This is a genomic window from Mesomycoplasma conjunctivae, assembly GCF_000026765.1.
Lineage (GTDB): Bacteria > Bacillota_I > Bacilli_A > Mycoplasmatales > Metamycoplasmataceae > Mesomycoplasma > Mesomycoplasma conjunctivae.
Window position 1 is genome coordinate 759,749 of sequence record NC_012806.1, and the last position, 22,645, is coordinate 782,393.

18 protein-coding genes are annotated in these 22,645 nt (G+C 27.5%); 8 read left to right on the top strand and 10 right to left on the bottom strand.

Annotated features, from left to right (window positions below):
* Window positions 1-173: 173 nt before the first annotated feature.
* Genes MCJ_RS03105 through MCJ_RS03135 form a run of 7 tightly spaced genes read right to left on the bottom strand, consistent with a single transcriptional unit; the run spans window position 174 to window position 5,485 of the window.
* Window positions 174-1,337, bottom strand: coding sequence for a Y-family DNA polymerase (locus MCJ_RS03105; protein ID WP_012751840.1), 1,164 nt, complete (start codon window positions 1,335-1,337; stop codon window positions 174-176).
* 7 nt (window positions 1,338-1,344) lie between these two features.
* Window positions 1,345-1,560, bottom strand: coding sequence for a phosphopantetheine-binding protein (locus tag MCJ_RS03110; RefSeq protein WP_012751841.1), 216 nt, complete (start codon window positions 1,558-1,560; stop codon window positions 1,345-1,347).
* Between the two features lie 7 nt (window positions 1,561-1,567).
* Window positions 1,568-1,990 (bottom strand): MHO_1590 family protein, encoded by a 423-nt coding sequence (locus tag MCJ_RS03115; RefSeq protein WP_041594554.1) that lies wholly within the window; start codon window positions 1,988-1,990, stop codon window positions 1,568-1,570.
* Window positions 1,974-3,146, bottom strand: a complete 1,173-nt coding sequence (locus tag MCJ_RS03120; RefSeq protein WP_012751843.1) for an MHO_1580 family protein — start codon at window positions 3,144-3,146, stop codon at window positions 1,974-1,976. The genes MCJ_RS03115 and MCJ_RS03120 overlap by 17 nt, the downstream gene beginning before the upstream one ends.
* Before the next feature lie 3 nt (window positions 3,147-3,149).
* Entirely contained in the window at window positions 3,150-3,494 is a 345-nt protein-coding gene (locus MCJ_RS03125) for an MG284/MPN403 family protein (RefSeq protein ID WP_012751844.1), read from the bottom strand.
* 18 nt (window positions 3,495-3,512) lie between these two features.
* A complete protein-coding gene (gene obgE / locus MCJ_RS03130; protein WP_012751845.1) occupies window positions 3,513-4,763 on the bottom strand; it encodes a GTPase ObgE in 1,251 nt (416 codons plus the stop codon).
* Window positions 4,763-5,485 carry a phosphotransferase gene (locus tag MCJ_RS03135; RefSeq protein WP_012751846.1) on the bottom strand — a complete coding sequence of 241 codons (723 nt, stop codon included), beginning with the start codon at window positions 5,483-5,485 and terminating at the stop codon, window positions 4,763-4,765. The genes obgE and MCJ_RS03135 overlap by 1 nt, the downstream gene beginning before the upstream one ends.
* Before the next feature lie 225 nt (window positions 5,486-5,710).
* On the opposite strand from MCJ_RS03135, the gene recA reads away from it, so the two are divergent.
* The 6 genes from recA (at window position 5,711) to uvrA (ending at window position 15,820) form a co-directional block, all read left to right on the top strand.
* Window positions 5,711-6,700 carry a recombinase RecA gene (gene recA, locus MCJ_RS03140; protein WP_012751847.1) on the top strand — a complete coding sequence of 330 codons (990 nt, stop codon included), beginning with the start codon at window positions 5,711-5,713 and terminating at the stop codon, window positions 6,698-6,700.
* A 22-nt stretch (window positions 6,701-6,722) separates the two neighbouring features.
* Window positions 6,723-8,255, top strand: coding sequence for a phospholipase D-like domain-containing protein (locus MCJ_RS03145; RefSeq protein WP_012751848.1), 1,533 nt, complete (start codon window positions 6,723-6,725; stop codon window positions 8,253-8,255).
* Window positions 8,256-8,326: 71 nt separating this feature from the next.
* A complete protein-coding gene (gene secG, locus MCJ_RS03150; protein WP_012751849.1) occupies window positions 8,327-8,563 on the top strand; it encodes a preprotein translocase subunit SecG in 237 nt (78 codons plus the stop codon).
* Between the two features lie 4 nt (window positions 8,564-8,567).
* Window positions 8,568-10,658 carry a ribonuclease R gene (gene rnr / locus MCJ_RS03155; RefSeq protein ID WP_012751850.1) on the top strand — a complete coding sequence of 697 codons (2,091 nt, stop codon included), beginning with the start codon at window positions 8,568-8,570 and terminating at the stop codon, window positions 10,656-10,658.
* Between the two features lie 152 nt (window positions 10,659-10,810).
* Window positions 10,811-12,964: a ribonuclease J gene (locus tag MCJ_RS03160; RefSeq protein ID WP_012751851.1), complete on the top strand. Its 2,154-nt coding sequence runs from the start codon at window positions 10,811-10,813 to the stop codon at window positions 12,962-12,964.
* Between the two features lie 3 nt (window positions 12,965-12,967).
* Window positions 12,968-15,820, top strand: coding sequence for an excinuclease ABC subunit UvrA (gene uvrA, locus MCJ_RS03165; RefSeq protein ID WP_012751852.1), 2,853 nt, complete (start codon window positions 12,968-12,970; stop codon window positions 15,818-15,820).
* Window positions 15,821-15,885: 65 nt separating this feature from the next.
* Here the strand turns inward: uvrA and MCJ_RS03170 are convergent, their stop codons facing one another.
* Genes MCJ_RS03170 through trpS form a run of 3 tightly spaced genes read right to left on the bottom strand, consistent with a single transcriptional unit; the run spans window position 15,886 to window position 19,020 of the window.
* Window positions 15,886-16,305 carry an MAG3450 family membrane protein gene (locus tag MCJ_RS03170; protein ID WP_041594555.1) on the bottom strand — a complete coding sequence of 140 codons (420 nt, stop codon included), beginning with the start codon at window positions 16,303-16,305 and terminating at the stop codon, window positions 15,886-15,888.
* Window positions 16,298-18,034 carry a threonine--tRNA ligase gene (gene thrS / locus MCJ_RS03175; protein ID WP_012751854.1) on the bottom strand — a complete coding sequence of 579 codons (1,737 nt, stop codon included), beginning with the start codon at window positions 18,032-18,034 and terminating at the stop codon, window positions 16,298-16,300. Before thrS ends, MCJ_RS03170 begins: the two co-directional genes overlap by 8 nt.
* Entirely contained in the window at window positions 18,034-19,020 is a 987-nt protein-coding gene (gene trpS / locus MCJ_RS03180) for a tryptophan--tRNA ligase (RefSeq protein ID WP_012751855.1), read from the bottom strand. The genes thrS and trpS overlap by 1 nt, the downstream gene beginning before the upstream one ends.
* 54 nt (window positions 19,021-19,074) lie before the next feature.
* Between trpS and MCJ_RS03185 the strand changes: the two genes are divergently transcribed.
* Window positions 19,075-19,446, top strand: coding sequence for a PTS glucose transporter subunit II (locus MCJ_RS03185; RefSeq protein WP_012751856.1), 372 nt, complete (start codon window positions 19,075-19,077; stop codon window positions 19,444-19,446).
* Window positions 19,447-19,455: 9 nt separating this feature from the next.
* Window positions 19,456-22,644 (top strand): DEAD/DEAH box helicase, encoded by a 3,189-nt coding sequence (locus tag MCJ_RS03190; RefSeq protein WP_012751857.1) that lies wholly within the window; start codon window positions 19,456-19,458, stop codon window positions 22,642-22,644.
* Window position 22,645 lies beyond the last annotated feature (1 nt).

Genomic DNA, 22,645 nt, shown 5'->3' on the forward strand with positions numbered 1-22,645 from the left:
AAAAAGTCACCCAAGAATTAGTGAAATATTTCATATGGCTAGGATTGAGAAAATCACACCTAATACTAGGTAAATAACAATTGATAGTCATCAAAAAAAACTGATCTTTCCCATCGTGTCAATAAATTCTTCTCAATTAATTACTTGGTAAACTAAAATTATAATACTTTTATTTAAAAAAGGTTATTTTTTGTATTATTTAAAATAAAGGCAGATTTGCTGCCATGTTGGGCATTTATTTTATTTATTATTTTTTTGACTTTGCTCTTAGTCATCGTACTGTCAAATTTCTGATTTGCTAGTTTTGAAAAGCGAACTCCAAAACCTTTAATATTATTATAATTATCAATTTTTTCTACTAGAAATAATAACTCAGTGCTTATAAAATTAAAATCATTGCTGGGCGTATCTAGATTTTTTCAATATCTTATAGTTTTTCCTAAATAATTGTGATAATAAATTTCAATTCTTGCTGTATTTTTTTGATACATTTGCAGTTTAGTTAATAAATCAGAGCAAAATTCTTTTGTTATTAAAGCAATCTGTTTGGCATCTATTGTTTCAGAAGATAAAAAAGTATTAAATCGAGAAACGCTCTTGAAATGAGACTCTTTATCTAAAATAACATCGTCGCCTTTTTCAAGTAAATTCTGATAAAAATAATTTCTTGTTGTACCCATTATTTTTATCAATATTTCATTATTAATACCTAAATTCAAAAAATCTTTTATTGTATAAACCTTTTTTTCATTTAATAATCTAGAAGTTGATTTACCAATTCCAAATAACTGTTGAATAGGCAAATTATATATATGAGTCTCGATTTTAGATCTTGGCAAAATAAAAATATTTTCTCTTGTATTTTTAGCTAAATTGGTTGCCATTTTTGCTAAAAATTTATTATAAGAAATCCCTATAGAACAAGGTAGTTCTAAATCTGTTTCAATTTTATTTTTTATATAATATATCATTGATTTAATTGTACGAAAATTTTTTGCAAACTTACTTAAGTCTACAAAACACTCATCAATTGAATATATTTCAATTTTTTTGCTAAAATTTTTAACAATATATTGAAAAAATTTTTTTGATAAAAATTGGTAATATTTTAAGTTGGGTTTAATAATGACTAAATCAGGGATTGCCGACTTTATTTGTGATAATTTATCAGTAATTTTAAATCCTTTTTCTTTTACTTGTTTAGAAATTGAAACAGCCATTGCAAATTTATCGCTTCTAGCGATTGCAACTGGCTGTTTTTTCAATTCTGGTTTTAAGCGTATTTCCGCTGATACAAAAAAAGTATTAATATCAATATGTGCTATGATTTTGGACATTTTATTTTTATTTAGTTTTTTTATTAATTAATAGTACAATGTCTCCAACAGTTTTGATGTCCAAAAGTTCATCATCAGTGACTGAAATTTCAAATTCATCTTCAAAATGAGTAATAATTTGAATAAAATCTAATGAATCAATTCCTATTTCACGAATATTACTGTTGTCATTGAATGATTTTTTAGTATATTTACGTAATTTTTCATATATTTTTTTTTGCATACAGCTATTATTTTACTATATCTTTACTTAAAATAAAATGATAATTACGGTTTAATTTGTTATTTTTGTATTGCCAAAATATTTCAATAAATATTTCGTTCTTACTTTTATTTACTTTGTGTCTAAAACTTATTGTCCCATAATTTACTAAAATTTTACTAACTAGATTTTTGATGAATTGGGAAACTAAATCCTCATCAATAAGAACTTTACCATCTGAAATTTTGATCGTTTGGTAAAAATCTCCTGCATATAAATTCGGAAAAATATCTTTAGCTTTAAAGTTATTATTTGTATAAAAATCTATATTATTTTCTTTGTCATTTGTATCATTTAGTTTATTTTGATAGTAATAATAACCTGCATATCCCAAACCTGCCAAAGCACCAATTGAGAAAATGGGAATTAATATTTTAATCCAAATCTTCATTGTTGTTTTCTATCTTTTTTGGCCGATGGGTAATATTGATGTTCTTTAATTCTTCAAGACTCAAATTGTTTTCTATTACATAGTTGAAATCTGAATCTTCAATTAAAATAACTTCATTTTTTAGTATTGGTTTTTCATAAGTTTGTAATTTAAGTTTGTAAATACCATTGTTTTTATCAATGAGTTTTCGTTTAATTTTTTGTGAAAAAGCTATGCTAATATCTTTGTAATCGGCATTAATATCTAATATGACTTTAGGAGTTAATGTGCCACTAAAATTATAAGGAATAACATAACCTTGTTTAGAAGATAAATTATTACCTTTTATTGTTTTTCCTTGTTTAATATCAAAATAAGTATTGTTAATTATTTTGATATAACCAATTATAAATTTACCATTAATTATTTCAGGTTGAAATTCAGGTCTATCAAAATTGTCTATAAAATTAAAGTCAACATCTAATGTTTGACCTTCTTCTAAAGGAATATTTTGCAAATTTTTTGCGCGAATATTTATCAGATTTCTTAAGTTTTTAAAGTAGAAATCTTCTGGATCAACACCAACTTTCAAAACAACAATATTATGTTGCTCTTGTTGCCAAGATGGGGTAAAAAAATAAATATTACTATCACTATACTTATCAAAACTTTGACTATACTCATGAGAAGAATCAGAGCCAAAATTTGCCATTTCAATGTTATCAAGCGTTTTAAAAGCAATTGCTTGTGAATTTATAAAATAATCTTTTTTATTGTTATTACTATTGTTAAATTTAAGCGAATTTGATAATAGCCGAGTATCTTCTTCTGTAGTTAAGGTGCTATAAATTAAAAGATTTTGGAGTTCAGAAAACTTATCTTCTTTATTTAGTTCAGTATAAAATACTTGATTGAAACCTTCAGCATCAATAGATATTGGATTAAGCTTGATTACTTTTATATTGTTGACTTGTATAAAAGTCGTTATATTTATTTTTTCTTGAGAAAAATAAGTTACCAGTATATTATAACTATCTTTAATGGGGTCACGACGAATTTTAATAAATTGTCGCAACCCCTTTGCTTTAGGGTTATGCGACAATGAAAAGGATAAATCGTTGTATCTGCTAGCTAATTCTATTTTAGGAGTATCAATTGGGCTAAGATCCAATTGCATTTACTAACTATATAAGTAATAGATAAACTCATCAATTGCTTTGTGAATATGTTTGTAATAACTAGACTTTGACCAATATTTTTCAATCCACTCTTTATCTTGTTCAATAAATTCTTTGATTAAAAGTGAGGAATGCTTAGGATCTAAAATTTCTAGAACCTTATCTACATTTGATTGAACTTGCATATAAGGTTCCTTTGAAATGCTAAGTTGATCTAAAATTCTTCCTTTTTCATTAAATACTTTAGCAGCTTTATGTAATTTGAAAATTTGTGAAATAAGATTTTTCTTATACACAAATGACATTTTATTTATTTGCTGATTAACAAATGGTTTATTGTTTTGCATTATCGACCTTTTTTAATTTTAAATTCATTCTAGTTCAAAATTAAAAAATTTGACAACATCTCCTTTTTTAATACCCATCTTTATTAATTCATCCCAAATTCCCATATTTTTTAACTTATTATTAAATCTTAAAATATTATCATCTGAGTTTAATGGGATTTTTTGAACTAATTTTTTAATTTCTAATCCTTCAACTTCATATAAGTTATCGGATTTCTTGTTTATTATGAAAGGTTTTTGTAATGTAAATTCAACAACGGACTCTTCAACCTGTTCTACTGTATTTAGAATATTTTTTTCCAATAGTGAATACATTTTTGCTTTAATTTCGTTTATTTTTGAATCTGTTAACAAGGATGCTTCAACTATTTCTAAATGTGGAAATTTCTTTTTAAAACTAAGTACATTTTTACTAAATTCAGATAAATCTGACTTATTAGCAATGATTATTTGTGGTAAGTTTGATAAAGCGGGATTAAAATTATTTAATTCTTTACAAATGTTTTCATAGTCAATTATAGGATTTTTCTCTTTAGATCCAAAATCAATAATGTGAGCAATAACTCGACATCTTTCAATATGTTTTAAAAAAGTAAAACCCAAACCTTTGCCCTGACTAGCACCTTCAATTAAACCTGGTAAATCTGCTATAACAAATGATTTATCATACAATTTAACCAAACCCAACTGAGGCACCAATGTAGTAAAAGAATAATTGGCTATTTTTGGTTTTGCATTAGATATTTGCGATAAAAGTGTTGATTTTCCGGCATTTGGTTTACCAACTAAACCCACATCTGCCATTACTTTTAAAACAAGTTGAAGCTCATAAAATTCACCTAAATCACCGTTTTCACTAATTCTTGGTGCTTTATTTTTTGCCGTTTTGAACTTAGTATTACCTCTACCTCCTTTACCACCTTTTGCGATTAAATATGGTTTTGTAGTAACCACATCACACATTAGTTTGTTTTCAACATAGACTTGTGTACCTATTGGCACTTTAACAAAAATATCACTCCCGCCCGCTCCATAACGATTTTTACTACGACCATTTTCTCCGTCATTACCCTTTATAATTTTAAGTGAATAAAAATTCAAAAGCGTATTTAATCCTGAATCACCTACAAAATAAATAGATCCACCTGAACCACCATCTCCGCCATCTGGACCACCCTTATCAACATGAGCTTCACGACGAAAAGATATAACTCCATTTCCGCCTTTTCCTGCCTCAACTTGAATTTTAACTTGGTCTAAAAATTTCATTATTGTTTGTATCTTTCCAACTCTTTAATTAAAACATCAAGTTTTTTTATAAAGGGTTTGTCATCAAAATATTGTTGTGGTTGAGAATTGTTTCAAAGAATGATAAGATAATTTACTAAAATTTTATGTTGAATTACAAATTCATAAACATAATCGCCATAAGTATCAAGAAACAAAGATTCTTGCTCATCATTTAGTTGAGCTGATTCAATAAAATATGCTAAATCAAAATGTTTATCACCTTTAGTTGCATATTCTCAATCAATAAAATAAATTTTACCATCTTTTTCAACCATATTAAAAAGTCATAAATCATTATGTAATGGGGTTGTTTTATCCATGTATTTTAAAACTTTAGTAATATGTTTATAATACTTATTAATAGCATCAATAGTAATCTTTTTTTCGTTAATGATCTTAATATAATTTTTCACACGAGCAGCATGATTTGAAGCAGGAAATGGCAGTTTGCTACTGTGAATTTCTTTCAATTGTAAGGCAATTTGCTTTAGATTTTCACTTGTTTTTTCTACGGTAGATTCACCTAATCACTCTCAAGCAATTTGTTCTTTATCATTAGATACTAATTTGGGTACAAAGCTAAATTGTGATAAAAGCGCATAGTCAATTTTGTGATTGAATCCGTTATATTTTTTAATTTGCACAAATAATCCTTTATCATAATAAGAATCATTTGTATAACCTTTACTAATCTTTTTCATAATTGTTAAAATTGTAATAAATTTTATAATTTTTATAACAAAGATTAAATAAAAACAAGGCTGAAATATGATAAATAACTCAATCTCAGCACTTATATTTAAGCAAAAAACTAAAAATTTAATATTTTTAGGAAAAAATTACGTTTTTTACTAATTTTTTCCATTTTTTGTCTACTTTGACTACTTTGTTCTAATTATAAGTAAAATAATATATACGGAGAACAAATGATAGATGCAAAATTACTAAAACAAGCTCTTATTGATATTAAGAAAAAGTTTGGAAATGAATCAATAATGGTACTTGGTGAGCGACCTCCAGTAGACACAGAAGTTTTTTCAAGTGGTAGTCTCTCAATTGACAAAGCTCTTGGAGTAGGTGGTTTTCCAAAGGGAAGAATTATTGAAATTTTTGGCCCTGAATCATCAGGTAAGACAACTATTACCTTGCACGCGATTGCTGAAGTACAAAAACAAGGAGGAATTGCTGCTTTTATCGATGCTGAACATGCTATTGATCCACAATATGCCAAAAATTTAGGAATTGATATAGACAATTTAATTTTATCTCAACCCGACTCAGGTGAACAAGCACTTGACATAGTGGATACCTTAGTAAAAACCGGTGCTATTGACTTAATTGTTGTCGATTCTGTTGCCGCTTTAGTACCTACTGCCGAATTAGAAGGCGAAATGAAAGACCAAGTAATAGGTGCGCAAGCTCGCTTAATGTCAAAAGCGCTACGTAAAATTACAGCATCACTTAATAAAAATGGAACAACTGTGATTTTTATTAACCAGATACGTGAGAAAGTAGGAGTAATTTTTGGTAATCCAGAGACTACCCCAGGAGGAAGAGGATTAAAATTTTATTCTTCAATAAGATTAGATGTCAGAAAAATTCAGCAAATTAGCACTGGCAATGATATTACTGGGCACACTGTCAAAATTAAGGTAGTAAAAAATAAACTAGCAATTCCTTTCAAAACAGCGCTTGTGGAAATTATTTTTTCTAAAGGGATTTCCAAAGCTGCCGAAATTGCTCAGCTTGCTGAAGAAATGTTGATTTTAGAAAGAAAAGGATCTTGATTTGCATACAACGGACAAAATATTGCTCAAGGCAAGGCAAATTTAAGACTTCTACTCGAAAACAATTCTAACTTATTTAATGAATTAAAAAATATTATTGAAAGCAAACTAAAAGATAATGAAAATTAAAAATATTTAGTAAAATTATGTTATGCAAAGGAAGAACCAAGTTTTTTTTTACTATTTATTTTTAATTTTAACTTTAGCCGCATTGGCTAGTGTAATTTTTTTACTTTACTTTGTTTTAATAAGAAAACTAGATTGATATTTGTTTGCAATTGTTATTTTGGTTTACTTTTTCAATCTAATTTTTAACTTATATTTATTGCTACAACAAAGAAATTTTGAGGCCAAAATTTCTTGAATAGCCATTTTTTCAATCATACCTTTTATAGGTTCTTTTTTGTATGTAATTTATGGCCGTAGATATATAAATAGAAAAAATTCAAAGCATTTTTTTCAAGAATATAAAAATTTTACTAAGCAAGAAAATCTTCAAATTCCAAACATTGAAGTTGAAAATGAAAAAAATTTTTTATTAGAATATGCTCAAAATAAATTTAACTCGCCTATTAGATCATTTAATTCAGAAATTATCGTTGACGGTTTTAAATTTTTTGAGCTTTTTTTTAATGCAATAAGAAATGCTAAAAAATTTATTTTTATAGATACTTTTATAATAAAAAACGACTTTATTTGAAAAGAATTAAAACAAATACTAATACAAAAAAGTTTAGAAGGTGTTGAAGTTAAAATTATAGTTGATTCTCTAGGAGTATATTTTATAAAAAATAGAGAATGAAAAGATTTAAAATCAAATAAGGTTGAAATACTATTTTATAATATAATCAAATTTCCTTTTTTATCAGGTAATAAGCTATATAGAAATCATAGAAAAGTGTATTTAATTGATGGAGAAATCGTTTTTACAGGTGGTAACAATATTTCAGAAGAATACATAGGTTTTAACAAAAAATTTGGTTATTGAGTAGATTTAAATATGAAATTAGAAGGCTCTATCGTACAAAGTTATACTCAAAATTTCTTATTCAGTTGGAATAAATGATCAAGCAAAAAACAACAATTTGTCTATAAAAAAGAAGAGTATTTAACTACTGTCCCAATTAATGAAGATAGTAATGATAGCAAAAATTACGGTGTTGTTTTACAAAGTGGACCAGTGACTGAAGAATCTATTATTGAAGGTTTTATTTTAAAACAAATTTATTCTGCTAGAAAAAAAATTCAACTTTTTACTCCTTATTTTGCACCTTCACAAAAAATTATAGATGCATTATCTGATGTTTTGCTAGCTGGAATAGAAGTAGAAATTTATATACCTGGAAAAAATGATAAGTCATTTTTTATTTATTTTAATAGCTATTTTGCAAAAATGCTAAAAGAAAAGGGTGCAAAAATATACATTTTTAAAAAACTTTTTTATCATTCCAAATCAATTATTATCGATGAAAAAATTGGTATAATGGGTACACTAAACTTAGATTTAAGATCTTTGTTTTCTCAGTTTGAAATAAGTTTATTATTAACAGGGCCAGGAATTCATACTTATTTAGAATATATTCAGGATATGAAAAATAAAAAAATTGTTGTAGAAAAACAAGATTATATAAAAATAAATTTATTTTTTAAAATGTTAATTCATCTTTTCAAACCGATTGTTTAAGTATTTTTTAAATTAGTTAAAATTATGGTAAAATTAACAAAATATTAAATTGTTTAAAAGGGGGATCTATTATGGTTTTTAAAACAATAATTTTAGTAATTATTTTAATAATATCTGTTTTAATGATTATAGTTTCTCTTTTAATGTCCCCGCATTCAAATTCATTCTCAGGTGCTCTTATTGGTTCTAGTGATTTAGATCTTTTTCAAGTATCCAAAGAAAGAAGTTTTAAAAAATTTACAAAATGAACAATGTTTGTGCTTGGAATACTATTTATGATAATCGCACTTTTAATAAGGCTTTTGTAATTTTATGTTTATACCAGACCAAATTTTATGTAAATTTTTAACACAACCAAAAACATTTATTGAAATAACTAAAAACTTTAATATACCTTACAATAAAAATTACACAATTACTAATCAAATCAGCAAATTGATTGAAAATTTTGTTGTTTTTAAATTACCAGATGGTAGATATCATTGCCCTGTTTTTTTAGAATCAAAAGTCGGAATATACAGATCAAAACAAGCCACTTTTGGTTTTGTAGAAGATAAAGATAATCCACAAAGCGAAAATAATATTTTTGTTCCTGCAAAATTTAGTGCAAACTCACTTGAAGGTGACGAAGTAAGGGTAAATATTTACAAAGACTCTTTAAAACCCGAACAAAAATATGGTGTTATCACAAAAATTTTACATAGAAATTTAAAATTTCTAATTGGTAAAATTGTTGAAAATGGAACATTTTTAGATTTTGAACCTATAAATTTGAACACTAAAGTGCTATTTAGATGACAAAATCCTTCTATGACCTCTTCATTAAAAAGTGGTGATTTTGTTAAGGTAAAAATTGTTGACTACCAAAAACGAATTTTAAAAATATCTCTTATTCAAAAAATAGGCCATGAATCAGAACATTTTTTGAATGTAAAAATTCCTATTATTGATTCTGGTGTATCAACAATTTTTAATGAAGAAGTTATTCAAGAATCAAAGCAAATTCCTCAAGAAATTAAGTCAATCGATCCAGATAGAATTGATCTAAGAAATGAAGTTGTCATTACTATTGATGGTGATGATACTAAAGATTTTGATGATGCTATTTCCATAGAAACTAAGGAAAACAACTACATTTTAAAAGTACATATAGCAGATGTGAGTTATTATGTAACTGAAGATAGTGCACTTGATTTGGAAGCAAAAGCTCGTGGGACATCTATTTACCTACCTCACATAGTAATTCCTATGTTGCCCGAATCTTTATCAAATGGGATTTGTTCACTAAATCCAAATGTTGATAGATACACAATTACTATGGAAGCTTTAATTGATAAAAATGGCCAAAATTTAAGCGTTAAAATTTATCCATCAGTAATTAGATCATACAAGCGTCTAACATATCATCAGGTAAATGAATTTTTTGATAACAAACTCAGTTTTGGTGATCCTAAATTAGAAAATTTATTAAAAAATGCTTTAAAATTGGGGCAAATTTTAAGAAAATACAAAGAAAACCAAGGATATGTTGATCTTGAAATTGATGAATCAAAAATCATTCTAGACGAACAAGGTTATACAGAAAGAATTGAAATTAAAGAACGTGGTTTAAGCGAAAATATCATTGAAGATTTTATGGTAAGAGCTAATGAAAATGTCTCTAAATATTTAGCAGATCATAATTTTCCCAACTTATACAGAGTTCATAACAAACCTGATAGCCAAAGAATTCTACAATTAAATCAAATTATTAAAAATTTGGGTCTTGAGATTCAAATACCTTACAATGTTGATTCCAAATCTTTTGCAGATTTTGTAAATCAAATCAAAAATAAACAAAATGACAACTTCATCAAAATTGCAATTCTCAGAACTATGCAAAAAGCTATTTATTCCGATGTAAATGAAGGTCATTTTGGTTTGGCCTCCAAGTTTTATAGCCATTTTACAAGTCCAATTAGACGTTATCCTGACCTTATTTTACATAGAATTATTCGCCATTTTATTTTTAACAAAAACACAGATATTACTCATTTTAACAATATTTTAGCCATCGAAGCTAGCTCGACTACTGAACTAGAACAAAAAGCTTTTGTTTTAGAAAGAAAAATAGTTGGCATTAAAAAAGCTGAATACATCAACAAACATATAGGCAAAAGCTTTAACGCACAAATAAACTCAATTTTAAAATTTGGTTTTTTTGTAGAAATTGAAGGTATATTTGATGCATTAGTAGGTGTAAAATCACTACCAGATAATGATGAAGATGTCTACAATGTTTCAGAAGATGGTTTTTCTATCTCAAACAGTAAATTCGAATTCAAACTTGGACAAATAGTAAATGTGACAATCACAGAAGTAGATACCTGAAATGGAAAAGTGAGTGCAAAAATAAATATTTAAATTTTGTGTGTGCTTAAATGAGGTTTTTTATAGAAAATAGTGTATAATATAATTTTTTAATTAGTTTAATAAATTAATTTTTCACAATGAAGTATTTTAACTTCTAATATAATTAGTATTTTCAAGTATCTTATTGAAAAGATAGGAATTTTATGTCACCAACTGATAATCCAACACGTTTTTTTGGGCTAGGTGGTATGCAAGAAATTGGTAAATCCACTTTAGTAATCGAAGACGATAACGACATTGTTATCATCGATGCTGGAATTAAATTTGCAAATATTTTTGCTACCGGTATTAAAGGAATGGTTCCCGACTACCAATATTTAAAACAAAACGAATCAAAAATAAGGGGCGTTTTTATAACTCACGGGCATGAAGATCACATTGGCGGAATCGCCTATTTAGTTAGACAAGTCCAAATTAAAGCTATTTATGGTGCCAAAATAGCAATTGAATTTTTAAAAGCAAAATTTGCTGATTTAAAAATTCACGAAAATGTCAAATTTATCGAAATTAATAAAGATGATGTTTACAAATTCAACACTTTAAGTGTGGATTTTTGAACAGCGCAGCACTCAATACCTGATGCCTTTGGAATCAGAATTACATCTCCGCATGGTTCTATAATGTGCACTGGTGATTTTCGATTTGACTATACTCCAATTGGAAATTATACAGATTTTGATCGCCTTAAAACTATTGGTGATCAAAATTTAACTGTTCTCTTTTCAGATTCTACCAATGCTATGAGACCAAACCACTCACCTTCTGAAAAAGATATTTTATCTGATATTGAAATGCATATGAGATCTGCGACTAAAAAAATCATCATTACCGCTTTTGCTTCAAATTTAACAAGAATTAAAGCTATTATGGAATTAGGTATTAAGCTCAACAAAAAAATTATTACTTTTGGTCGTTCAATGGTCAATGGAATAAACATTGGTCGAAAAATTGGTTATATTGAAATTCCTAATGAATCATTTGCAGGTAAAAACTTAAACCAATATGAGCCAAATGAACTTTTAATTTTAACAACTGGTAGTCAAGGTGAACAACTAGCTGCTCTTGATAGAATGTCTAACAGAAAACATCCCAAAGTTGCAATTGAGTCTGGTGACTTAGTAATTTTTTCCTCTTCACCAATTCCTGGAAATAGAATTAAAATAGAGCATTTAATTAATAGACTTTATAAATTAAATGCAATTATCAAGGAAAATGGACCAGATGGCTACCTACATACATCAGGTCATGCTTATAAAGAAGAGCATGAAAAAATATTTCAATATACAAAACCAAAATATTTTTTCCCTTACCACGGCGAATACCGTATGTGTTTAGCTCATAAACAAACAGCAATAGAATGTGGAGTTAAAAAGGAAAATGTTTTAATACCTGCAAATGGTCAAGTATATGAAATGGTGAATCAAGAGGTAAGGTTAACTAAAAAAACTGTGGCTTGTGATCCAGTCTACATTGATGGTGAAATTATTTCCCTTGATAATACAAGAATTATTGATGAACGTGAGCTAATGCGTGAAAATGGTTTTGTTTATGTTTTAGTTCCAATTAATAGGGTTGATAATTCAATTTTTGGGCGTGTAAAAATTATTTCACGTGGTGCTTTTATAGTGAAAAAATCACAGGAAATGGTTCAAGAAATAAGAAGACTTGTCCATTCTTCAATTTTATTTTTGCTAAAAAATAAAACAGATGTTTCTATTCCCCAAATTAAACAGACTGTTAAAAACCGTTTAAATACCTTCTTTTATAAACAAAGAAGAAGAAAACCAGTTATTCTTTCATCAGTAATTTATGTAGATGAAAGACAAGATTTTATTCAAAATCACAAAAAAGCAAAGTCTAGCAAAGATAAACAAGAAAAAGCGATTACAGTTAACAAAAAAACAGCCAAAAATAAAGTAAAAAAAGTAGCAAATAATGAAGCTGAAAAACAAAAAAATACAACAAAAAAGACACAAATTAAGAGGAAAAATAAACAAATATTAACAAATTCTAACAATTCTATTGATGTTGCTACTTCCAACAATTCAATCAAAAATAACCATATTGAAAACAAAAATAAACAAGTTGCAAAACAAGTCATAAAAAACACCAATAATCAAAAAGCTAAAAATAGTGAAAAACCAAAATTAAAAACTAGAAATCAAACTAAACAAACCAAAAAAAATAAAGAAGATAATAAACCTCTAAGCACAAATTTACAGCCAAAAAATAAAAGCAAAAATCTAATCGCTAAAAATAAAAACAAACTAAAAGAAGACAAAAAAATAGAGGAATAATAAATGTCTGACCACAAAGATACTCATAATTTTATTTATATTAAAGGTGCAAAAGAGAACAATTTAAAAGATATTGATATTGTTATTCCTAAAAATAAATTAGTAGTTTTTACTGGCGTTTCTGGTTCTGGAAAATCTTCTTTAGCCTTTGCAACTATTTATGAAGAAGGAAAAAGAAGATACATTGATTCGCTTAGTTCATATGCTAGACAATTCTTAGGTGGTACAAAAAAACCTAATGTTGAGTCTATTCATGGTCTATCACCAGCGGTCTCTATTGAACAAAAAACAACACAGAACAATCCTAGATCAACTGTGGGAACCATTACTGAAATTTATGATTATTTAAGATTATTGTTTTCAAAAATAGGTAGACCTTTTTGTCCAAACCACAAAAAAGAAATTAGTGTTCAAAAGATGAACCACATTCTGGAAAATATTTTTAGTTTACCAGAAGACAACTTAGTTATGTTTTTGGCACCTGTGATATCAAATAAAAAAGGTTCACATGAAAATTTGCTGCAAAAAATTGAACGCGAAGGTTTTTTAAGACTTCGAATTGATAACGAAATTTATAAATTAGGTAGTGATGAAATCAAGTTGGACAAAAACAAGAAACACAATATTGACATTGTTGTTGATAGATTTGCTATCAATGAATCTAATCGACAAAGAATAATTGATTCAATCAATGTTGCCTTTGAATATGGAAATGGTATTGCAATTGTGCATGATTATAACAAAAACCAGGATATCAGATTTTCAAAATTGCAAGCTTGTGATCAATGTGATTTTAATATGCCAAATATCGAAAATCGTTTATTTTCCTTCAATTCTCCATATGGTATGTGTTCTGTTTGTAAAGGTTTGGGAACAAATTTAGAAGCTGATTTTGACTTAGTAGCGCCTGAAAATTTTCTCTCAATTGAACAAGGTGGGATTAAATATTTTGGCAAATCAGTCAATACCAAATCAATGGAATGGCAAGAATTTGAAGTACTTTTAAACTATTATAATATTGACAAGCAAATCCCAATTACTGATTTGACAGGAAGACAACTTAAGATAATTAAATATGGCTCTGATGTCGAAATTGCTTACAACATCATCTCTGAAAGTGGTAAAGAGTACAAATATGACCGCAGAATTGAAGGAATTTTAAACAAAATTGAAAGAAAATATCTAGAAACCTCAAGCGAAGATCTCCGAAGTTGATTTAAAAGGTTTATGTCTGAATTTCCTTGTAATCATTGCCACGGTTCACGACTCAATAATTATGCCTTATCTGTTTTAATTAACGGCTTAAATATCTTCGAAGTAGGGAATTTAGCAATTAGTGAAGCAATTGAATTTTTTGCTAATCTCAAACTAAATGAGTTTGAAAATCAAGTATCAAAGTCAATACTTGATGAAATTAAGGTGCGGCTTTCCTTTTTAAACAATGTTGGACTAGAATATTTAAGTTTAAACAGAACTGCAGCAACTCTTTCAGGTGGTGAATCACAAAGAATTCGTCTGGCAAGCCAAATAGGCTCTAAACTGACAGGAATTTTATATGTGCTAGATGAACCTTCGATAGGTTTACATCAAAAAGATAACCAAAAACTCATTGATTCTTTGAAACAGATGGTAGAAATTGGTAATACCTTAATCGTGGTAGAACACGACGAGGAAACTATTTTAGCTGCTGATTATATCTTCGACATCGGTCCACTTGCTGGTCAACAAGGAGGTTATTTAGTTGCCCAAGGTACTATAAATGATATCAAAAATAATCCAGATTCACTCACCGGTCAATTTTTAAGTGGCAAAAGAGAAATTGAAATTCCCAAAATAAGACGTGCTGGGAAAAAACAGTTTATCATTATTGAAGGTGCGACTGAAAACAATTTAAAAAATATCGATGTTGAAATTCCTTTAGGAAAACTAGTGGTCATCACTGGCGTCTCTGGATCTGGAAAATCTAGTCTCATTAATGAAATTTTAGTCAAAGGTATTACTAAAGAAATCCATGGTTCACAATCACGCGTGGGCGCGCATAAAGCTATCAAAGGAATTTATAATCTTGATAAATTGGTAGCTATATCACAGGCGCCGATTGGGCGCACACCGCGTTCCAATCCGGCAACTTATACTTCTGTTTTTGATGACATCAGAGATGTTTTTGCTTCGACAGAACAAGCAAGAACCATGGGTTTTAACAAGGGGAAATTTTCATTTAATCTACCTTATGGACGCTGTGACAAATGTCAAGGCGATGGGCAAATAAAAATTGAAATGTACTTTATGCCTGACATCTACGTCTTATGTGATCACTGTGGTGGCAAACGTTATTTACCTGATGTTCTTGAAGTTAAATACAAAGGAAAATCGATTGCTGATGTATTAGAAATGTCAGTAGAAGAAGCTTATAGTTTTTTTGCAACACGAGCTAAAATCAAAGATAAATTACAAGCGCTAATGGATGTTGGTCTTAATTATATTAGTTTGGGACAATCCGCTACCACACTTTCAGGTGGTGAAGCTCAACGTATCAAACTAGCAACATATTTGCAAAAAAAGGCAACTGGAAAATCAATGTTTGTCCTTGATGAGCCAACCACAGGACTACACTCATATGATGTTGCTAATTTAATCCAAGTACTAAATCGCATTGTCGACAATGGTGACACTGTAGTAGTTATTGAACATAATTTAGATGTCATCAAAGTGGCTGATTATATTATCGATTTGGGACCAAATGGGGGCTCCGGAGGTGGTCAAATTGTTGCAAAAGGAACACCTGAAGCTGTTGCAAAAAACCCAAATTCATATACTGGTTTGTATTTATCTATGATGTTAAATACAAAGGATTAAATATTAAAAAAAGTGTATAAATTTATACACTTTTTTTAATATTAGTAAAATAAAATTATTGGTTTTTATTTTTTCTTGTTAACTACTTTTATAATTTTTTTACGAATTCTATTTTCAATTTTTTGTTTGATTATTAAAGCTGGTATTATTAATAAAATAATTATAAATACAATAATAGTGCGCAGAGCAATAAGCAATGTTGAATTGGTTAAATTGTAAGTGAGTAAAATAAAAATTAGTGCTATTGAAATAATAGTATAATAAAAAATAAAACCAAAACCAACAACTCTTAATTTTGTTCACAATAAAGAAATTGAAAAACTTAGAAATAAATATAAAATTGAAATTAGTGCTAAATAGCCAAAAGAAATAACTTCACGTTTGTAAAAATCTGGGGAAAAGAACAAAAAAAGAAGAAAAATAGGTAAAAAATATGTCAATATCGCAAACACAAAATCAGGAAGTTTGGATATTTTTTTATACATTTTGTGAATTTAATAATTTAATAAATTCATCTAAACTAGTGGTGGTTGATTCTTGTTTTCCATACTCTCGATAAGTAATTTTTTGATTTTCAACTTCAGAATCACCAATGATTAGTTGATATTTAACTTTTTGAATCTGTGCTTCACGAATTTTCTTAGTAATTCTTTCGTCTCTTGTGTCTACCTCAACCTCAAAATTGTTTTTTGCTAATTCTGAGCGAACAAATTCAGCATAATCATCATGTTTTGGTAATATAGGTATAACACTAACTTGTTTAGGAGATAGCCAAAAAGGTAAAACACCCTTAGTTTGTTCAAGCAAAATCGAAATAAATCTTTCATAAGTTCCAATTAATCCACGATGAATTAAAACTGGTGTTTCTTTTTCATTATTTTCATTATTAAAGTAAATATTAAATTTTTTAGGCAATAAAAAATCTAATTGTAAAGTAGAGATAGTGATTTCTTTGTTTAAGGCAGTTTTGATTTGAAAATCAATTTTTGGTCCATAAAAAGCAGCTTCACCAATTTTTTCAACATATTTGACATTGTGACTATCTAAAAATTTTTTCAAATCATTTTCAGCATCATTTCACATTTGTTCATCATCATAAAATTTGCTTTTATCCTCAGGATCTCTTCTTGAAAAAGAAATATAATCAATTTTGATTTCAAAAAAGTCTAAAACTTCCTCAATCATAGTAAATAAGTGTTTACATTCATCAAAAATTTGTTTTCTACTTACAAAAATATGACCCTCTGTCAAGTCCATAGATCTTACTCTTTCAAGACCAGTCAGTGCTCCTGATTTTTCAAAACGATACAATCTAGATTGTTCTGAAATCCTATAAGGTAATTGACGATAACTACATTGTGCTTTATCAAACAAGACAATATGATGAGGACAAGTCATCGGTCTTGGAATGAGATAGTCAGATTCAGCTTTAATAGGTTCAAACATATCATCTCTGTAATGTGCTAAATGACCAGATGTTTCATATAAATGCTTTTCTCCAAAGTGAGGAGTTAAAACTTCACGAAAGCCATATCTTTTATCGAAAGCAAGAATTTTGTCTTTAATTTTATTGTGAATTTTCATCCCATTTTCAAGTCAAACAGGAAAACCTAAACCAAATCACTTAGTAAAAGTAAAAATTTTTAATTCTTTACCAATTTTACGATGGTCGCGCTCTTTTCTTTCTTCAAGCAGTGCTAAAAAGCTATTCAACTCTTCTTGAGTATGTCAACTTGTGCCATAAATTCTTGTTAACTGTATATTTTTAGAGTCACCTCTTCAATATGCACCGGCTATATTTAACAACTTAAAATGTTTAATATTTTTGATTTCACCAACATGGCCACCAACACATAAATCTTCAAATAATATATTATTTTTAGCATCTACTATGCTATAAAATGTAATATTTTTATTTTGAGATTCAAACTCTTCTAGTAATTCTTTTTTATAAATTTGTGTTGAAAAATCAATGTTTTTACCATCAGTTTGCAAAATTTGTAAATTTGATGATACTAATTTTTTCATTAATTTTTCTATTTTTGGCAAATCCAAATTAGAAATTGGTGTTGAAAATTCAAAATCATAATAGAAACCTTCTTTTGTAGAAGGTCCAAAACCTAATTTAACATCAGGGTATAAAGTTTTTATTGCAAGTGCTAAGAGATGAGAAGTCGAGTGATTGAGTGACTTATCAAAATTATCAAAATCCATTATACTCCTATTTTATCCTTGAGATTTTTTAAATTAATTGATGCAATTTTGCGAGCTTTTTCAGCTCCAGACTTTGCGACTTGATCAACAGTAAGAAGGTTTTTATAAAATTTTTCTTGCAAGTCTTTTAGAAATTCAGAAACAACTTTACCAACAGCTTCTTTGAATTCTCCATAATTTTTACCTTCAAATTCAAAGACAATTTCATCTATTGTTTTTTCAGTTAATCCAGCATATATACTTATTAAATTACTTATTCCTGGTTTGTTAGCTTGATCAAAATAAACTTTATTTTCTGAATCAGTTACTGCTTTTTGAATTTTTTTGTAAGCTACCTGAGGGTCATCTAACAAAAATATTGCTGAATTGGGTTGGTTGGTTGATTTAGACATTTTTTTTGTTGGTTCTGTCAATGACATTATCTTAGTTGCCACTTTAGAAACTATTGGTTCAGGTAAAATAAAGTCAGCATTATATTTATTATTAAAGCGAACAGCAATATTTCTAGTTAGCTCTAAATGCTGTAATTGATCTGCTCCAACCGTGACATATCTTGGATTATAAAGTAAAATATCTGCTGCCATTAATACTGGATAAACTAGTAATCCTGTTGGTACTTTTTCTGTTTTATTACCTTCTTGAATTTTGCTTTTGTCTTTAAATTGCGTCATTCTTGATAATTCACCAATGGTTGTTCTAGATTGAAGTAGTCAGTACAATTCGGAATGTTCACTAACATCTGATTGAAAAAAAATTGTTGATTTCTGTGGATTAATTCCACAAGCTAAATAAAAAGCCATAATGTTTTTGCGATTTTCACGTAACTCTTTTGGATCAATTTCTATAGTTAAAGCATGCAAATCTGCAACAAAAATGAAGGAATCATAATTGTCTTGGACTGATAAGCTTGGCTTAATTGAACCTAAATAATTACCTAAAGTTAGGTTTCCGGTTGCAGTGATTCCACTAACTAATCTATATTTCATGAACAAAATTTTACCACAAACAATATAAAAAAAGTATAATTTAAAGATTGGATTATGAGAATATTTTCAAGATTTATTTATAAACTTTTGCAAATTATAACTTTTGGTAAATATGCAAAAATTATTGACAAAAAATACAACAAAAATAACGAAGAAATTGTTTACAATGAGCAAATACCCTTTAAAATTGAACAACTTATTAAATTATTAGGTGGAAATAAAAATATCAAAAATACAAGCTTTACTATTTCAAGAGTCAAAATTGAAGTAGCCAATTTAAAAGATGTTGATTTAGAAGGGCTCAAAAATCTAAAAGGAGTCTCAGGAGTAGTTGCTGGTGAAGAAAAAATCAATTTAATTGTTGGCGATACTTCAAAAATTATTTCACTAACTTTAAAAGAAGCTATAAACAATCATATAAAATAAAGAGGAACAATGACTAAAACAGATATTGAGTTTTCAAATAGTATTAATAAAGAAGTTAACTCGAGCTATGAAAGATTACTAGTTAATTTAATTGATATTCAAAAATCAGATTCTGCCCTTTTTACAACTATCAACAATACTTTTTACTTCGATTTATCAACAGTTTTGACACCTGCTAATTTCAAAAAAATACTAAGTAACAATGCTATAAGTGTTCCTTTAGTAAACCAAGAAGTTGATGAAATTATTCGTGAATTAGAATCGCTTGAAACCTCAGAAGAAGTGAAAGCTTTAGCAAAAGAAAAAGGATTTGAATTATCACTAACTGTTCAAAAACAACTAAAAAACAACGTAAAAGATGGAATAGCAACACTTATTAATAAATTTAAACATAGCAAGCAAACTAGTATTGGTAAATGAAAAAAATTCGCAAAAAGAGCTCAAGATATCAACAGAGATCGAAATATATGACCTGTTCATCTGGGTTTTTTATACATTTCTTTAACTATTGAAGAAAAGAAAATTTTTGCTCCTTTATTTGTTAAAGAATGCAATGTTAGTATAGGTTTTCAAGGACCAACTTTAATATCAGATGGACCTATTAAATTTAATCATAAGCTACATACTTTTTTAAAGAAATTAGACTTTGATTTTGAATCTGATTTTGATTTTAGTCAATTTTCTATTGATAAACTATTTGAAACAATTAAAAGACTATGATCAACACATTTTGAATTAGTAGATTTAGATGGTAAAGTTACTCAAAACATAACTTTTGACGATAAAATTATTTTTCATCCTGGAGTTATTCTCGGTTTTTTTAATGTTAGTGGGGATTATCAAAGAAAAATACTAGAAACAATGATAAAAAATGGAGAAATTGAAGACCAAATTGAAGTAAATATTGATAAAAATTTTTACAAAGAAAATGTTGATAATGCTATATTTTCCGATAAGTTTACTGGTTTTTTTAAAATTCAAAAAACTAACTTTATTCAAGATTATGCACATATATCCTCTATTTTACAAAATACAATAATATGAGGTCCGCCAGGAACTGGAAAATCTCAAGTTATTTCAAATATTATTGCCAATATTATTATTCTCAACAAAACCGCACTTGTAACTTCACAAAAACAGGCTGCACTATCTGTTTTGAAAAAACGTTTAAAAAAGATGGCTTATTTTTGCCTTTTTATTTTAAATGAAAAAACCGAAAATAACTATGAAAATTTTTATAGACCTATTAAAGAATATATAGAAATTATTGAAAATTTTAAATACAATACTGAAATAAATAATATCGATATTTTTACTAAATATGACAAAACATATTTAAAATTATTAAAAGCAATTTTGGTTGAAAGTAGCAAACTCAACAACAGTATTGAAGCCTATAATATAATAAAACATGCAAATAAATTTTATGCTTATGAAATTGCCAAAAATATTTTTGAAATTAATAAGAAAATTAAGATTAATCCAAAACAAGCACCAAAGGATGCAAGAAGCTTAAAAATATACATATATGAACAATTATTGAACAAAAAAATGTCTTTTTTTGGTAAAACATATACACATTTTTTAAAAGAATTTGATGCAGATATTAAACTCATTTTGGATAATTTAAGTAACTATGATGACAACTTAGAAAACATTTATAAGAAAATAGTTAACCTCAATTTAAATAATTTAGAGTATATAGATCGTTTTTTAAAATTTAAACTTCCTGAACTACAAGAAGTAAATAGTGATAATGATTTGTTTATATATCAAGCTAAAAAAATTGTTGATCTACTCAACCAAATCAATCTAAATCCTGAGTTTAAAAAACTATATGACAAATTTCGAATTAGTGTAACTCAAAAAGACAAAATATCACCTCACAAATTCCTTCTCAAACATAGCGAAATTATTAAAATTTTATTTCCAATTATTGTTACAGTTCCAGAAACTGAGTTGCCAATGTTTGAAAAAAAAGATTTTGACTACGTAATTATCGATGAAGCTTCACAAATGTTTTTAGAAGAAGCACTACCTTTAATTTACTTAGGTAAAACTAAAATTTTAGTAGGTGATCACCAACAAATGCAACCAATGCGTTGATTTACTAGCAAACTTTCACAAGATAATGAAAATGATGCTTTTAACAATATCGAATCTATTTTAGAATATGCTCAAACAAAAGGTGTTTTTAGCATTTTACTAGATAAGAATTATCGTTCAGAGCATGCAGCGCTAATGACTTTTAATTCTAAACACTTTTATAATTGCGATTTAAAGGTGGCTAATTCTTTTAAATCAAGTGGAAAAAATTCTATTGAAGTTATCAATGTAGGTGGTATTTGAAACGGACAATCAAATGTGGAAGAATCACAAGAAGTAGTCAAAATAGCTATGGAAAACAAGGATAAATATGAAAAAATTATCATCCTTGCCTTCAATGTTAACCAACAAAGTAGTATTGAAAAAATCATATTTGATTCTTACCCTGAATTAGAAAAAATGATCTATGCTAATAAGCTAATAGTCAATAATCTTGAAAATATTCAAGGAGAAGAAGCTGACTTAATAATTGTTTCTGTTGCTTATGATTCTAAAACTAAATTAACCAGTACTTATGTAGCGCGCAAGGGAGGAAGAAACGCACTCAATGTTGCTACCTCACGTGCTAAGAAAAAAATGATTATTTGTAAATCAATTTCTAGCTCCGATATCACCACAAGCAATATTTCTAAAGACTTACAAGTTTTTAAAGACTGAATTGATTTTCTAGATTTAAGCGAATATGAACAAACTAGATATGCCAAAAAACCTTTTCATTTGGAAAATGATGATCACTTAATAATTGAGGAAGAAAAAGGTAATTCCAAGCTTTTTGATTTATTTGTTGAAGATTTTGTTCAACACATAGAAAATAACTTTAAGAGTGTAAAAATTAGAAAAAATTATATCATTGGAAATACAACAATTGATGTAGCGCTTTTTAACAAAAGAGAATTTGTTTATGGAATTTTTTTAGATGCTTTTAGCTATAAAAATCCAAAAAATTATATACTTTATCGCGATGATATTGATTTTATAAAATCTAAAAACTATCCAGTATTAGTTGTTAATTACATTGATTGAAAAGTGAATAAAGATGAAATTCTAAAGAAAATTCAAGACAATTTATTAAATCTAGAAAGTAATTCTTAAA